Annotated in this window: 14 protein-coding genes; 5 read left to right on the plus strand and 9 right to left on the minus strand. The window is 54.8% G+C overall.

Features of this window, described 5'->3' with window-relative positions; translation table 11 throughout:
* Positions 1-118 precede the first annotated feature (118 nt).
* Together ssb and CX650_RS10110 are read right to left on the minus strand one after the other, a co-directional pair.
* Positions 119-823, minus strand: a complete 705-nt coding sequence (gene ssb, locus CX650_RS10105; RefSeq protein ID WP_101095721.1) for a single-stranded DNA-binding protein — start codon at positions 821-823, stop codon at positions 119-121.
* A gap of 33 nt (positions 824-856) precedes the next feature.
* On the minus strand, positions 857-2224 hold the full coding sequence (locus CX650_RS10110) for an MFS transporter (RefSeq protein ID WP_101095722.1): 1368 nt from the start codon (positions 2222-2224) through the stop codon (positions 857-859).
* Positions 2225-2445: 221 nt separating this feature from the next.
* On the opposite strand from CX650_RS10110, the gene uvrA reads away from it, so the two are divergent.
* The 4 genes from uvrA to CX650_RS10130 all read left to right on the plus strand — a co-directional run bounded on the left by uvrA (position 2446) and on the right by CX650_RS10130 (position 8703).
* A complete protein-coding gene (gene uvrA / locus CX650_RS10115) occupies positions 2446-5268 on the plus strand; it encodes an excinuclease ABC subunit UvrA (protein ID WP_101095723.1) in 2823 nt (940 codons plus the stop codon).
* A 7-nt stretch (positions 5269-5275) separates the two neighbouring features.
* Positions 5276-5626, plus strand: coding sequence for a hypothetical protein (locus CX650_RS10120; RefSeq protein WP_157823013.1), 351 nt, complete (start codon positions 5276-5278; stop codon positions 5624-5626).
* A gap of 73 nt (positions 5627-5699) precedes the next feature.
* Positions 5700-6731: a M28 family peptidase gene (locus CX650_RS10125; RefSeq protein ID WP_229799875.1), complete on the plus strand. Its 1032-nt coding sequence runs from the start codon at positions 5700-5702 to the stop codon at positions 6729-6731.
* A 169-nt stretch (positions 6732-6900) separates the two neighbouring features.
* Complete coding sequence (locus tag CX650_RS10130) at positions 6901-8703, plus strand: DEAD/DEAH box helicase (protein ID WP_039033526.1); 1803 nt, start codon at positions 6901-6903, stop codon at positions 8701-8703.
* Between the two features lie 35 nt (positions 8704-8738).
* On the opposite strand, the gene CX650_RS10135 is transcribed toward CX650_RS10130, so the two are convergent.
* Positions 8739-8945 (minus strand): cysteine-rich CWC family protein, encoded by a 207-nt coding sequence (locus CX650_RS10135; protein ID WP_039033527.1) that lies wholly within the window; start codon positions 8943-8945, stop codon positions 8739-8741.
* Entirely contained in the window at positions 8942-9322 is a 381-nt protein-coding gene (locus CX650_RS10140) for a GFA family protein (protein WP_039033528.1), read from the minus strand. Before CX650_RS10140 ends, CX650_RS10135 begins: the two co-directional genes overlap by 4 nt.
* Before the next feature lie 772 nt (positions 9323-10094).
* Here CX650_RS10140 and CX650_RS10150 point away from each other — a divergent pair.
* Complete coding sequence (locus CX650_RS10150; RefSeq protein WP_039033530.1) at positions 10095-10490, plus strand: hypothetical protein; 396 nt, start codon at positions 10095-10097, stop codon at positions 10488-10490.
* Between the two features lie 217 nt (positions 10491-10707).
* On the opposite strand, the gene CX650_RS10155 is transcribed toward CX650_RS10150, so the two are convergent.
* The 5 genes from CX650_RS10155 to slyA all read right to left on the minus strand — a co-directional run bounded on the left by CX650_RS10155 (position 10708) and on the right by slyA (position 15186).
* Entirely contained in the window at positions 10708-11760 is a 1053-nt protein-coding gene (locus tag CX650_RS10155) for a c-type cytochrome (protein ID WP_039033531.1), read from the minus strand.
* 9 nt (positions 11761-11769) lie between these two features.
* Positions 11770-12324 carry a c-type cytochrome gene (locus CX650_RS10160; RefSeq protein ID WP_226685072.1) on the minus strand — a complete coding sequence of 185 codons (555 nt, stop codon included), beginning with the start codon at positions 12322-12324 and terminating at the stop codon, positions 11770-11772.
* 288 nt (positions 12325-12612) lie between these two features.
* Complete coding sequence (locus CX650_RS10165) at positions 12613-13641, minus strand: DUF2955 domain-containing protein (RefSeq protein ID WP_039033533.1); 1029 nt, start codon at positions 13639-13641, stop codon at positions 12613-12615.
* Positions 13642-13649: 8 nt separating this feature from the next.
* Positions 13650-14708, minus strand: coding sequence for an HlyD family secretion protein (locus CX650_RS10170; protein WP_101095728.1), 1059 nt, complete (start codon positions 14706-14708; stop codon positions 13650-13652).
* A 10-nt stretch (positions 14709-14718) separates the two neighbouring features.
* Positions 14719-15186 carry a transcriptional regulator SlyA gene (gene slyA / locus CX650_RS10175; protein ID WP_071477203.1) on the minus strand — a complete coding sequence of 156 codons (468 nt, stop codon included), beginning with the start codon at positions 15184-15186 and terminating at the stop codon, positions 14719-14721.
* Positions 15187-15531: the final 345 nt, after the last annotated feature.

Consider the following 15531-nt stretch of genomic DNA (forward strand, 5'->3'; position numbering starts at 1 on the left):
TCAAGCTATTACCACCAAAAGAGCCGCGACTATAGCTCGAGAGGCGCCAAGCAAAAAGCCACTGCAGTTGCAGTGGCTTTTTCTGGTATCAAGCACAAGTGCCTATCTCCAATAGACCTCAGAATGGGATATCATCATCCCAGCCGTCATCCAGATCCGGCGTGTAGTTCTGCTGTTGTGGCTGAGGCTGTGGTGCCGGACGCTGCTGTGGAGCCGCCTGTTGTGGCGCAGGCTGCTGTGGCTTGGGCGCATAACCTGAGTTCTGCTGCTGACCATAACTTTGCTGCTGCGGCGCGTTGTACTGTTGCTGTGGCTGCTGAGCAGGCTTGGGCTGATAGCCGCCGGACTGCTGTGGCGCATTGTATTGGGACTGAGACTGTGCCTGACCACCGCCGTAACCACCTTGGTTTTGGTTCATACCACCTTGGTTCATACCGCCCTGGTTGCCGCCCTGGCTCATACCACCTTGATTTTGGTTACGGCCACCCAGCATCTGCATAGTACCGCCCATATCGACAACCACTTCAGTGGTGTACTTATCCTGACCGCTCTGATCTTTCCACTTGCGGGTCTGCAGCTTGCCTTCCAGATACACTTGTGAGCCTTTGCGCAAGTACTCACCGGCAATTTCAGCCAGCTTGCCGAACATGACAACCCTGTGCCACTCGGTGCGCTCTTGCTGTTGGCCCTGCTGGTCTTTCCATGACTCACTGGTGGCCACTGTGATATTCGCTACGGCGTTGCCGTTTGGCATGTAGCGCACCTCTGGGTCCTGCCCCAGATTGCCCACCAGAATTACCTTATTAACACCACGACTGGCCATCGAAATCTCCTGCGATTTTCACTTAAACTTAGCTTAATTGACAGAGCCTAACACAGCTCTGGCTCGTCTTAAATCGAATTGATCGTTCACCTTGAGGTAAGCGACTTTTTCTTCCAAAACCACTATGGCCTCGGAAACCCCCGGCAATTGAGAAAGCTCAGCGGCCATCTTCTGCGCCTGCTCTCGACCACTCACTTGAGCCTCTAGAGTGTAACTCTTGAGCAGCACAGGATTTTTCATTCCCAGGGTCAATGCCAGCCAGATAATCAGCAGCACCACTGCCACACTAAACACTCCGGCAGCGCCCATGATTTGATAGGCGCCACCACCGAGCAAACCGCCACAGAAGGCGCCGAGAAACTGACTGGTAGAATACACACCCATGGCCGAACCTTTGGCCCCCACGGGACAAAACTTGGCGATCAGGCTGGGCAGTGAGGCTTCCAAGTAATTAAAACCGGTAAAAAAGGCCACTATGGCGACCGCCAACACCCAAAGACTATGGGAAAACAGCGCCATCGCCAGCAAAGATGCCAGCATGATCACCAAAGCAAACTGAAACATCCCCTTGGTATTATTGCGCTTCACGCCAATGATGATCAGCGGCACCATCAAAAAGAAGGCGCCGACAAAGGCCGGGAAGTACAGCATCCAGTGCTTTTCTTTAACAAGACCGGCATCGACCAAGTCCAGCGGCAATGCCACGAATACCGCCGTCAGCACCAAATGCAGAATAAAAATACCGGCATCGAGGCGAAATAGCTGCGGATCTTTAAGCATATTTTTCAGCTTGCCCGGTTCCGCCATGGTATCGCCCTTGGGCGCATGAGCCACAGGGTTTGGCACCAACAACTGCACTATCAGCATTCCCAGCAACGCCAGGCCTGCCGTCAGGGCAAACAAGCCCGATAGCCCAAGATGCTGCGCCACCACAGGCCCCACCAACAGCGATAAAGCAAAGGAGAAACCTATGCACATACCTATGATGGCCATCACCTTGGTGCGTTGTTCATCCCGGGTAAGATCCGCCGCCAATGCCAGCACGGCAGCGGCAATGGCGCCCATGCCCTGCAAGGCGCGGCCGGCGACAACGCCGTAGATACTGTCGGACATGGCAGCCAAAACACTGCCAAGAGCAAACACCAACAGGCCGCCGAGGATCACCGGCTTGCGGCCAATTCTGTCTGACAGTATCCCCATGGGGATCTGCAGTATCGCTTGAGTCAGACCATAGGCGCCGATGGCAATACCCACCCACAGAGGTGAGAAGCCTTTGAGATCTTGTCCATAGAGCGCGAAGACAGGCATGATCATAAACAAGCCCATCATGCGCAGCCCAAACACACTGGCTAATGAGAACGCGACTTTTCTTTCAGTGCCGGAAAGTCCACCGTTGGCCATAGTTTTTGCCCTGGATTAAGAATTTTTTAAGGGAGCGCATGTTACCACGAAGGTTTTGAACAGCTCAAAGAGAAAAACCCAAGTCGCCCTCAGCCCTCGGCTGAGGGCTTGCTACTGACAGTATGGTGTCAGTAGCACAAATGCGTCGCCGCTATCGGCACAAGGCAAAATATGTGATACTTGTGCTCTTTTTCTCCAGTGATTAGCCAAAGTAGAGACTGATGGACAAGATAGACATCCGCGGTGCCAGAACCCACAATCTCAAGAACATCAATCTGACCATTCCCCGAGACAAACTCATTGTTATTACAGGCTTATCTGGCTCGGGCAAATCTTCTCTCGCCTTCGATACCCTCTACGCCGAAGGTCAGCGGCGCTATGTGGAATCCCTGTCGGCCTATGCCCGCCAATTTTTGAGTCTGATGGAAAAACCGGATGTGGATCATATCGAAGGCCTGAGCCCGGCAATATCGATTGAACAAAAGTCCACTTCCCACAACCCTCGTTCTACCGTGGGAACCATTACCGAAATCTACGACTATCTCAGATTGTTGTTTGCCCGCGTGGGCGAGCCCCGTTGTCCGGTTCACGGCCAGCCGCTGGCGGCACAAACCGTCAGCCAGATGGTAGACAAGGTGCTGGAACGCCCCGAAGGCGAGCGCCTGATGCTGTTGGCTCCCGTAGTGCAGGGCCGCAAGGGTGAGCATGTCAAATTACTGGAGAACCTGGCGGCCCAGGGCTATATTCGCGCCCGTATCGATGGCGAGGTGTGCGATCTTTCCGACCCACCGGCGCTGGATCTGCATGTAAAACACAATATCGATGTGGTGGTTGACCGCTTCAAGGTGCGCGAGGATCTGCAGCAGCGGCTGGCGGAATCTTTCGAAACCGCACTGGAGCTGTCCGGCGGCGTGGCCACTGTGGCCTGCATGGAGGAAGGCAGCAATGAAGAGTTGCTGTTCTCCGCCAACTTCGCCTGCCCTCACTGTGGTTACTCCATGGCCGAGTTGGAACCCAGGCTGTTTTCCTTCAACAACCCCGCGGGTGCCTGCCCGACCTGTGACGGCCTCGGGGTACAGCAGTTTTTCGATCCCGATCGGGTGATCACCAACGACGAGCTGTCGCTGGCGGGCGGCGCCATTCGTGGCTGGGACAGACGCAACTTCTACTATTTCCAGATGCTCACCTCACTGGCCGAGCATTACGGCTTCGATGTGGAAACTCCCTTTGGCGACCTCCCCGCCAAGGTGAAGCAAATAGTGCTCTACGGCTCAGGCAAAGAGAATGTCGCCTTCCGTTATATCAACGATCGCGGCGATGTAGTGGTTCGCAACCATCCGTTCGAGGGCATCCTCAACAACATGGACAGACGCTACCGGGAGACAGAGTCCAACTCTGTGCGCGAAGAGCTGGCCAAGTACATCAGCAACCAGGCCTGTTCCAGCTGTGGCGGCTCACGCCTGCGCGAAGAGGCCCGCAACGTGTTTATCGGCAATATCAACCTGCCGGAGTTGACCACCTGGTCCATTGGTGAGGCCAGCGACTACTTCGCCACCCTGAGCTTTGAGGGGCAAAAGGCGCAGATAGCCGAGAAGATCCTCAAGGAAGTGGGCGATCGCCTGGGCTTTTTGGTCAATGTCGGCCTCAACTACCTGAGTTTATCTCGTTCGGCAGAAACCCTCTCAGGTGGCGAGGCGCAGCGGATCCGCCTGGCCAGCCAAATCGGCGCCGGTCTGGTCGGGGTGATGTATGTACTCGATGAGCCTTCGATTGGTTTGCATCAGCGCGACAACGAGCGCCTGCTCAACACCCTCACTCACCTGCGGGACTTGGGCAACACTGTGATTGTGGTCGAACACGATGAAGATGCCATCCGCATGGCGGATCATATTATCGATATCGGCCCCGGCGCCGGGGTTCATGGCGGTGAAGTGATCTGTGACGGTGACATCAACGCCATCATGGCCTGTGAAGCCTCTGTCACCGGCCAATATATGTCCGGCAAGAAAAAGATCACCGTAGCCGGAGGTCGGGTGCCCTGCGATCCCGGCAAGATGATCAAGCTATTCGGTGCCAGCGGCAACAACCTCAAACAGGTAGATCTGGAGATCCCGGTCGGGCTGCTGACCTGTGTCACCGGGGTATCCGGCTCGGGTAAGTCCACCCTGATCAACGACACCTTCTTCAAGATTGCCCATCGCATGCTCAACGGCGCCACCGCCGAAGAGCCTGCACCCTATGAGCGTATCGAGGGCATGGAACTGTGCGACAAGGTGGTAGATATAGATCAGAGCCCCATAGGCCGCACGCCGCGCTCCAACCCGGCCACCTATACCGGCATATTTACCCCGATCCGCGAACTGTTTTCGGCGACTCAGGAATCCCGTACCCGCGGCTATCAGCCGGGGCGTTTCTCCTTCAACGTCAAGGGCGGCCGCTGTGAGGCCTGTCAGGGTGACGGCCTTATTAAAGTAGAGATGCACTTCCTGCCGGATGTGTACGTACCTTGCGATGTCTGTAAAGGCAAGCGCTACAACCGTGAAACGCTGGAAGTGAAGTACAAGGGCAAGAACATTCACGAAGTGCTGCAGATGACGGTCGAGGAAGCCCGTGTGTTCTTCGATGCGGTGCCGGCCATTGCCCGTAAACTGCAAACCCTGATGGATGTCGGTCTGTCTTATATACGTTTGGGCCAGAGCGCCACAACCCTTTCCGGCGGCGAGGCTCAGCGGGTCAAACTGGCTAAAGAGCTGTCGAAGCGGGATACCGGCAAGACCCTCTATATTCTGGATGAACCCACCACAGGGCTGCACTTTGCCGATATCCAGCTGCTGCTGGATGTACTGCACAGACTCAAGTCCCAGGGCAACACCATAGTGGTGATTGAACACAATCTGGATGTGATAAAAACAGCCGACTGGATAGTGGATCTGGGGCCGGAAGGTGGCTCGGGTGGCGGCACCATTCTGGTGGCCGGCACCCCGGAGCAGGTGGCCGAGCATCCAGAGTCCCATACCGCCCGCTTCCTGAAGCCTATGCTGTGAGGTGACTGTGACAGGCAACAGACTACTGTTATTGGCCCTGGTTATCTTTATGGCGGGTTTATTGCTGGCGGCTTTTGACCCCTTGGTAGGCAACTGCAAACGCTATTTGGGTGAGGTGGTGCATTCCGGCCCGGACGGCACCACAGTCGCCCTGCCCGATGGCCGCACGGCGCTGGTGGAACCCAGTGCCCTGCCCCCGGCGACGCAGGTCACCATAGGCGCCAAGCGTCATTTGGTGTCGGGTATTGAGGTATTCAAGCTCAAGGGCAGAACAAAGGCAGATACGCCTTCGGCCAGCCGCGGCGGCAATACCCTACCGCCTAGCTATCAGGGCGGCGTGGCACAAGCCGCGAAATAAGCAGGCAAACCTGTCTCGGGGAATGGTATAAACTGCAACATAGCTTGAGTTGATTACCCTTGCCGGAGGCAGGATGCCGATGACACTCTCTATTCACCCGCAGCTGTGGGCACTCTCTATTCACCCGCCGCTGTGGGCACTCCTATTGATATTGCCTATGCTTGCTGCCGGTTGCAGCAGTTCGCCCGAACGCTGCGGCGCTGAGATTCAACTGAACTGGGCCGAGACAAAGCAGCTGCAACAGGATGTCGAAGTACTTGCCTCGCCCAGGCTGCAAGGTCGGCGCAGCGGCACCCAAGGCGCTGCGCTCAGCCGCGTGTATCTCACAGAGCGCTTTGAACAAATCGGCCTGCAACCGCTATCTTCGGTATTTCCGCCCCTGGCCGAGACTCTGAGCGGCTTTCAACACTCATTCAACTATGTCGATGGCTTTGCTGACGCTCAGGGCATCAACCTGCAGGGCTGGCTGCCGGCAGCCCGGCCAACCACTGAGTGGCGCCTGCTGATTGCCCACTATGATCACCTGGGCGATCGCGGCCCGGGCTTTTATCCGGGGGCCGACGACAATGCCTCTGGTGTGGCAGCCTTACTGGCCATAGCCCAGAGAGTCAAACAAGCGCCCGGTCGCTATAACCTGCTGTTTATTGCCAGTGACGCCGAAGAGCCGGGACTCTATGGCAGCAAGGCCTTGGTGAGCGCATTACAGCAAAGCGGTTTTGCCGAGCACATCTCGCTGGCGGTCAATCTGGACATGATAGGCAGGCCCGGGCTTCCCTATGCCATCTACCTCGAAGGCAGCCGCTATTTCCGCCACTATGATGACTTTAGCGCCTATCTGATGGCGGGCACAGGGTTGTGCATTCGCCCCAGTCATCCGCGCCCCATTGGCCGCAGCGTGCAGCGCAGCGACTGGCTCAGGGCCTCGGATCATTACCCTTTCCACCGGGCGGGGCTTCCCTGGCTCTACTTCGGTGTCCCTGCCCACGCCCAGTACCATACCCGTGATGACACGCCCGACAGACTGGATTATCCTTTTATCGGCGCCGTGGCCGAAGCAGCCGATCTGCTGCTGCGACTGCCATCGGAACAGTTACAAAACCGATAGTTGGCCTACTATTTGCTTTAAATTTGCCATAAAAATACCTTTAATCGTAGAAAATAGCAGATTTCGCTGTTATAATCTGGCGTTTTCGGTGCGGGAAATCGACACGGGGTTGATTTTCTGTCTGTGAAACTTTCTGCGTCATCCAGACGCGTCCACAAGGCTACAACCCATGTCATCCAGTGAAAAAACTTTCCGAGAACTCGGCCTCTCCGAGGCGTTGCTGCGTGCTCTAGATGAGCTCGGCTACGAGAACCCGACCCCAATTCAAGCCGCGAGTATCGCCCCCCTGATGGCGGGCCAGGATATTCTCGGCCAGGCACAGACAGGTACAGGTAAAACCGGTGCCTTCGCTCTGCCTCTGCTTAATGCAACAGATCATAACCTCAACGCACCGCAAATTCTGGTGCTGGCACCGACCCGCGAACTGGCGGTACAGGTAGCTGAAGCTTTCTCCAGCTATGCCAAATTCATGAAAGGTTTCCATGTACTGCCTATCTATGGCGGTCAAAGCATGCACCAACAACTGCAGGCGCTGCGTCGCGGTCCTCAGGTAGTCGTTGGTACACCAGGCCGGGTCATGGACCATATGCGCCGTGGCACCCTCAAGCTCGACAGCCTCAAGGCTCTGGTGCTTGATGAAGCCGATGAAATGCTGAAAATGGGCTTTATCGACGATATCGAGTGGATCTTGGATCATACTCCGGCCGAGCGTCAGCTGGCACTGTTCTCTGCCACTATGCCTGAGCAGATCAAGCGGGTTGCCAACAAGCACCTGAACAACCCTGCCACCATCAGCATTGCCGCCAGCCACACCACGGTAGACTCCATCGAGCAACGCTTTGTACAGGTGTCCCAGCACAACAAGCTGGAAGCCCTGGTACGTGTGCTCGAAGTGGAAAACACCGAAGGTATCATCATTTTTGTGCGTACCCGTAACTCTTGTGTGGAACTGGCCGAGAAACTGGAAGCCCGCGGTTACGCCTCATCACCACTGCACGGTGATATGAACCAACAGGCCCGTGAGCGCGCCGTGGATCAACTCAAGTCCGGTAAGCTGGACATTTTGATTGCCACCGACGTTGCCGCCCGTGGTCTGGACGTTGAGCGTATCGGTCACGTGGTCAACTATGACATCCCTTACGATACCGAAGCCTATGTACACCGTATCGGTCGTACCGGCCGCGCCGGTCGTACCGGGATGGCGATTCTGTTTGTGACCCACAGAGAGATGCGCATGCTGCGCACCATTGAGCGTGCCACCAACAGTCGTATTTCCCCGATGAAGGTGCCAAGCCCTGAAACTGTGGCTGAGCGCCGTCTGTCTCGCCTTGGCGAACAGGTTGCTGCCACCATAGCCAACGAAGAGCTGGACTTTATGAAAGGCGCTGTGGCTCAGCTGTGTCAGCAGTTGGAAGTGGACACAGATATTCTGGCGGCCGCACTGCTGCAACAGGTACAGCAAGAGCGTCCGCTGCAGTTGCCTCCGATCCAGGAGCGTCAGCGTGACAGCCGTGATGATCGCAGCTCACGCGACGATCGTGGCTCACGGGAAGATCGCGGTTCGCGTCGTCGCGACTCTCGTCCGGTTCCCGGCGATCTCGGCAAGGCCGAATCCCTGAAGGATAACCCGGATCTGCAGATGTGCCGTTACGTGCTGGATGTGGGTCGTGAGCACGGCGTGGGTGTGGGCAATATCGTAGGTGCCATCGCCAACGAAGCCAGTATCGACAGCCGTTACATAGGCCAGATCCAACTGTTTGACTCTCTGACTACAGTCGATCTGCCTGCCGGTATGCCTAAAGACGTACTGGCGCACCTGAAGAAAGTTCGGGTATGCGGCAAGCCTATCAATATCCGTGAAGCCGGTAGCCAGAGCTTCGAAGGTGAACAGCGTCCAGCTCGTCGCCCTCGCAAGCACTCAGGAGAGCGCCGTCCGGATCGTAAGCCCCGTCGTCGTGATGACCGCAGCTGATCCTGCGGATTAAATAGACTCGGTAAAAATGCCGCTCACTCATGGTGAGCGGCATTTTTCTTTATATTGATTAAGCAGTGCCGACAGATACAACTGTGCTTGGGAATATCCCGCAGCGCCAGTTCCAGGTAACTGAAGTCGGCCTTCATGCACCAGCAAAGCGCAGGATCTGTCCCGGCCGCCATGGCGCATTGGTTGGCTTGTTGGCATACAGGACAACGAGCGGCGGACTTTTCGGTCATGAAGCCTCCCTGTCAGCAGGATGATTGATGCCGTCCATCACGGGAGCATCCTTGAAAGCAAAGGGATCCAACTCGTCAATGCACCCCAGATTAACGCCATACTCCTGTGGATTCGAGCGCCTTTGATGATGAGTATAGATACCGCAGCGACTACAGAAATAATGTTTGGCGGTATGGGTATTGAACTGATAACAGCTGGTGAGCTCTGCGCCGCTCACCAGCTTGAGATTAGCCAAGGATACAGAGGCTACCGGCGCACCACGGCGGCGACACATGGAGCAATCACAACGGCGAACATTGTTCACTCCTTCGGGAAAAGTGAGCGCCAACTGAACCCCGCCACAATGGCAACGGGCAATATAGTGAGTCTGAGTCATGACAATCCTTGTAATCCTGATTGAACGGGCAAGCTTAATTAGAGAAGGTGCGAACAAGTCCCATGTGTGCTCTGCGTCGGCTTATGGGCCTGGATGCAAGGCGTGGTTCGCAGCAAATGGTCATAGTCCTTTGCAAGAAGCACAACACAGCAGGCAGATCTGTAATCTGGGCTTTCACAGTAAAACGGCATACGGCCTATTTCATCTTGCCCCAAGGTACACTGCTTGCCAATAGACAGAAGCTGAACTGCCAAGCCAAAGAAAGTAATCACCCTGACAAAGAGTAAGCATTTCCCCCGATATTGCTGCAGCCAATAGCCAAGACTCCCCATCATAATGGAGCAAACTGCGACCCACATCTGCTGCGCCCCCTGCTTAAGCCAATGCCGAATTTCAACCCCAGGAGTCGGTGATAAGGCGCAGCGACCACCGCCTCAGTATAACGCTAAGCATAGTAACCCAGGGACTTTCCGCCCCTATCACAGCGAGGATTTGTCATCAGCGCTAGAGAGTTGCCAACGAGTGTTTCTGATCGCGAACAAAGAGCCTGTCACCATACAGCAACAACCAATCTCATTGATTAGCTGAGTTTTTCATTTAATTTTAAGGAAGCATTTTTCAGTTATAACCCTATGGATCCCATGCCACAAAATAGGTAGACTGGCCCCCGGTTTACCTCCTTGGAAACAAACCAAGGGATATGATTTGGGGGCGTAAATCGGTTGCTTGAGTAGCCAGTACGCGCTCTCCTCAACTTATAGAGAAGGAAATAATGGGTTTACAAGAAAAACAATGGAAGCGCTCTATCGAAGAGCAGTATGTGGTTGAGTTCAAACAGGACATGAAGAGCATTCTGGATGCCGACCTGGACGTAACCTTTGACTGGGACAGTTTCGACAGCGCCAAAGAGATCATGTACGTGCCCACCTATGCACTGGATCGTGTCAAATCCGCGTTTAAAGAACTCGCCAACGACCAGGATGCCAAGGAAGAGATTGTTGCGCAGATCAAGACTCTGCATATCAAGAACATCAACGACAATGCCGAAGAAGCCAAGAATATGCGTATCGGCGATGGCGTTTTCGCTCTCGAAGTCGGTTTCGGCGGCAACCACGCCTGTGTCTTTAACGACACAGCTATCCGCCAGTACCTGGAAAACAACCTCTGATCATCCGAGCAGAGCGTGATACCTGGGCTCATCTCCGTTTGAGCCCATCAGTATCCAAGGCCGGTCCTCCCCTGAGATCGGCCTTTTACTTTTTAATGGCTTCAGTCAGTCAATTACCTCCCCCGGGCCAAAACCACAGAGTCAAGTTCCCAACACTGTACTACCAAATAAAAAAGCGCGCCTACTATGGCGCGCCGAATAGATTAAGGCTATTGCCTTACGACTTCTTGGGGAAAATGGGATAAGCCTCTTTGCCCAGCAAGGTACCCTTTACCTCTTTACCGTAGTAACCGGCATGCTTGTGATACTTGCCTTGGGTTTCCTCGAGCTTTCCTTTGAAGCGGGGATCCTGAGGACGTTCATGGGAGTTGATATAGGCGGCTACATCCCAAGCTTGTTGAGTGGTCAGCTGCATACTCTTGCCCAGTGGCATATTCTCGTGGATAAAGAAGGCAGCCGTGTTGACCCTATGCATTCCGGCGCCCCAGTTAAAACTCTGCGGTCCCCAAAGCGGTGGCAAGGCATACACACCGGCTATCGCTTGCCCCTGACCATCGGCGCCATGACACGCCTGACAATGGGCCTGATAAACCTGCTCACCGCGGGCCGGATCATAAGCCAATTCAGGTTTGGGTATTGAAGGATAACCCCGGCCCGGCAGATTGGCGCGTTGATCTACCGTCAACTGCTGCTTAATGGCTTCAGGGATGGGGAAGTCTTCCCGTTTGCCGCCCTTGATAAGCTCGGCATCGGCCAGTTCAGGCACTTCGCCTTTGACACCGTATTGATCCATCAAGCCACCTACCCCAAGCCAATAGGCATAGGCAGACAGGGCCACCAATTCAGGGCTGCCGCTCTCTGGCGCCTTGCCATTCATTGAATAGGTAAAACAGCCCTGAATACGCTCTTCGAAGCTGTTGACCTTATCGTTCTTCTTTCGATAGGCAGGATAAGCGAAATAAGCGCCCCAGATAGGAGAAGCGTTGGGCTTACGACCGGCATCCATATGGCAATTGACGCAGTTCAACTCATTGCCGACGTATTTGTCGCGCAGTTGCTGAGTATTGACGAACAACTGATAGCCCTTGCGCACCTTATCACCAAAGGCACCGGCCGGAATCGCATCCAACGGTCTGGGGATCAGATATTCCTGCCCTTGTACCTTAGGTGATGATGGCAGTTGCGCCTGGCGATCGGGCAGATTCTCGGCCTGGGCCTGAGCTGTCATTGCGGCCACAGCACCCATGATAAACAGAGTAGATTTTTTCATGCTGCGTCCTTACTTGAGGTTGGCAAAATAGCTGGCAATAGCATCGATTTCGGCGCTGTTGAGCTGTTTGGCAACATGCTCCATCATGCCATCGACATCGCCTTTACGGCTGCCATCCTGCCAGGCTTGCAGTTGAGTCTTGATATAACTGGCTTGCTGACCGGCAAGCCTGGGGAAAGTGCCGCCACCCAGGCCGGAAGGGCCATGACAAGTCACACAGGCGGGTAGGTTCCGGGTCCAGTCGCCCTGGTACACCAGTTTTTCGGTCGGATCGGCAAATACCACCTGCTCACCTCTGAGCTGGGGTTTGACTTCAGCGACGCTCTGGGCCGCGAAGTAATCCGCCACCTGGCCGATAACCTCATCCCCTTGCAGGGTCATGGCCATGGGCATCATGGTAGCGTTTTGGCGGGTTCCAGCCTGAAACAGCTTGATCTGTTGTTGAATATATTGGCTGGAAAGTCCGGCGAGTCTTGGGCCCAATGGCTCTACGCCCTGTCCCTGAGGGCCGTGGCAACTGCCACAAAGCGCGGCCTGCGGTGGCATAGCCGGCTCTGCTGCCATAGCGGTTCCTATGGACTGAGCCAACAGCAGCAGGCCACCTGCGGCGAGCGTGATTGATTTCATCTGTTATCCCCCATAATGAGTAAGTGCTATAGCATAGATCCAAATCACATATATGAGAAGTTTGCGATAAATATCAAAAAACCAGCAAAAACGGCCATAATCCAGATGCCATAAGGTTTGCAGCTCAAATAAATCTTCGGCTTTGAAATATTTGCTTACGATTTGAGTTTTATAAAAAACCCTTTTCTAACAATGTATTGGATAACGATTCTCGTTTAGAAGTTATTACTCTCCAAAGCGGGTCGTCTCAAAGCTATTGAGAAAATGATGTAATAGATAACAGGCCAACAAGGTGCCGACTATGGCCACCAGAATGCTACTCACCCGATACAGGGCACTGAAGATCAGATCATTGCCCGGAGTCAGATATTGGCCGAACAATATTCCCAGAGTGGTCATGGCACCAAAGCCCACCGCCGAGCCACTGGCCTCTTTGACATGGGCCTGGGCAAACAACAAAGTACCGAACCAGAGCATAGGTACGACCAACAAAAGCACACCGGACCAGTCATACAGCAAGAGTTGCACCGCCATCCCGTATACCACCCCGAGCACAGTACCCATTGCCCGTTTGCGGGCATAGTCGAGGGCACCGTTCCAATGCATGGGAAACAGCAACAACAGTGTAGTAGCCTGCGCCGACATGGAGTCGCGCAGATCAAAGGCCTGGAATATCAGAAACGACAGGGTTGCAACGCTGGCCCCCATCAAAGCTTCATGGCGCATTCTGTGGGGCTGTTTGGGCCCGGGGACATAAGCATTACGAGGTTCAACATCCGGGATCAGCACTGTCATCAAATAAGCTATCAGCACAGACAGCACACTGGCCCAAAAGTTACCGAAGATGAGGTCGTTCAGGTCGGTATCAGGATAGCTGGCAAAATGCAGCATAATGCTGAGGCTGATCACCCCGTTGGCACCAAACAGAAACAGGGCGCCGCGGGACATGCAGGCAAAGCGATACAGAAACAGCACAAAGACAATCAAGGTCATCAGTGCCGGATGACTGCCAAACAAACCGCCTATGATGCCCACCTCAACCCCACAGACAACAGCCGCGGCCAGTAACTGCCGCGCCGCATGGCCGTTCATCACTGGCACCAGTCCCAGCAACAACATGGGGATGACAGTATAAAACACCCCGTAATTCCAATTCATCAGCTTACAGATCAGAAAGCCGAGGCTGGCGCCGGTGGCGATGCGCAGGCACTGGCGCAGCTCATTCTGAGTCAAGGGGTGGTGACGCAGGATCATCGGCCACCTCAATAGATGTAGTGCAGCAGGCTGACTGCCTTGATCTGCAGCTTGGCCATGAAACGATAGAAACTATTGTCCGGCAGCAGTTGTACGGTGGCTCGGGAACCGGCCGCCAACCTGGGGTATTCTTCACTCTGGAGTTCAAAGTGCAGTCGCAGACGCTGAGCGTCCCGCACCCAACGATCTGACTCGGTCGGCGTCGCCAGCATGCCGTTGGCATCGAATTGTCCAGCGCTGACACCGGCATCGCGGCTGCTGACTCTGGCAGGGTAGAGTCTGCCTGGCTCGGCATCGAACGCCACCCAGGCTTCAGTGCCCGACTCAACTCCCCTGAGGGTTTTCTCGCGAAAATCGGCAATGATATCCATCTGCTCCGACACTAGAGCCAATACGGGTTGGCCCTTGTTGGCCATGCTGCCACTGGCCAGTTGTAGGTTGGTGACTATGCCTTCGTGTTCTGCCAGCACCTTGGTGTAACTCAGATCCAATTCTGCCTGAGCCAAACGGCTGCGGGCCTGGCGCAACTTGAGGTTCTCTGTCCCGGCTGTTCCCCGGGAAACCTTGAGTTTAGCCAGTTGTGCCTTGGAGGCTGCCAACTTGGCTAACGCCGAGCTGGCATCAGTATCGGCCTGATCCTTAAGCTGGCGTGACACACCATTGCTGGCATAGAGGGCATCCAGGCGCCTGGCCTCACGTTGTTTCTGTTGCAACATGGCCTCATTGGCGCTGACATCTGCGGCGGCGGCCTCTATGGCTGCATCCAGCTCGGCGTTATCCTGCATCGCCTGCTCCAGCGCCAATTTGGCCTGCTCCAGCGCGAGCTCAAAAGGAGCCGGATCTATGGCGAAGAGTAACTGCCCGGCCTCTACATGTTGATTGTTGGCTACAGCCACAGATTGCACCGGGCCACTCACTTGGGGCGCTACCTTGACCACAGTGCGGGTCGCCATCGCCTGCGGCGTCAGCGGCATCTCCAGATCCGCCAACATGAAATAGGCAAAGACCAGCACAAAGCCCACCATGGAAAATTTAACGAGTCTGGCAAATTGTTGATCTGGCGTCATAAAGTCTCTCTCATTTCGCTTGCTCTTGCTGCAGCTGATGTTGGGCGTTATCGCAAATCCTGGTGATCACGGCTTCAAAATGAGCCAGCTCATCCGGATCTATGCCCGCCAACAACTTGGCCCGTACCTGGATGATCCTGGCCTCCATGGAGCGAATAACTTCCTCACCTTGGGCCGTCATGGAAACGATGCGCGCCCTTTTGTCATGCTCGCAGCTGTGGCGAGTGATCAACCCCTGCTGCTCCAGCTGACCCAGGGTCCGCATCAAAGAAGGCAATTCAATTTCCAGCGACTCGGCCAACTGCTTTTGACTGATATGGTCGCCCATGCGTCTCAGCTTCCATAGCGCGGTCCAACGAGGATGGGTCAGCCCCAAAGGCGCCAATTCATTGTCGGCGACCATGCGCCATAAACGGTGTAAACGCCCCAAGCGCTCTCCCAGAGAGGTCTCTGTCAGCTGTTCTATATATTTGTGCATCTTGATTAACTGGTTACTTAGCAGGCTAAGCATTTTACTTATTTAGCCTGCTAAGTAAATACCTAATCGGGAATAAACCCGATCTGCCTCGCACATCTGTTCAGTAAGTAAACGGATCTGGACAAAAATTTGTCATAAGTCGCAATTACTTAACACTAGTAGCACTATAATTATTCAACCTTGTTTGACCCTGGGAAGGTACAATGAGCCCGGCGCAAGGTCGTGGCGATCACCAGGCCACATCAAGCTGCCGCACTCGTTTCATCCCCCCCCCCATGCCTGGAGGCTAACTTGTTCTCACATCTAAAAATCGGCACTCGAATTGTGCTGGGGATCTGCGCCGTA

The sequence above is a fragment of the Shewanella indica genome (assembly GCF_002836975.1).
GTDB lineage: Bacteria > Pseudomonadota > Gammaproteobacteria > Enterobacterales > Shewanellaceae > Shewanella > Shewanella indica.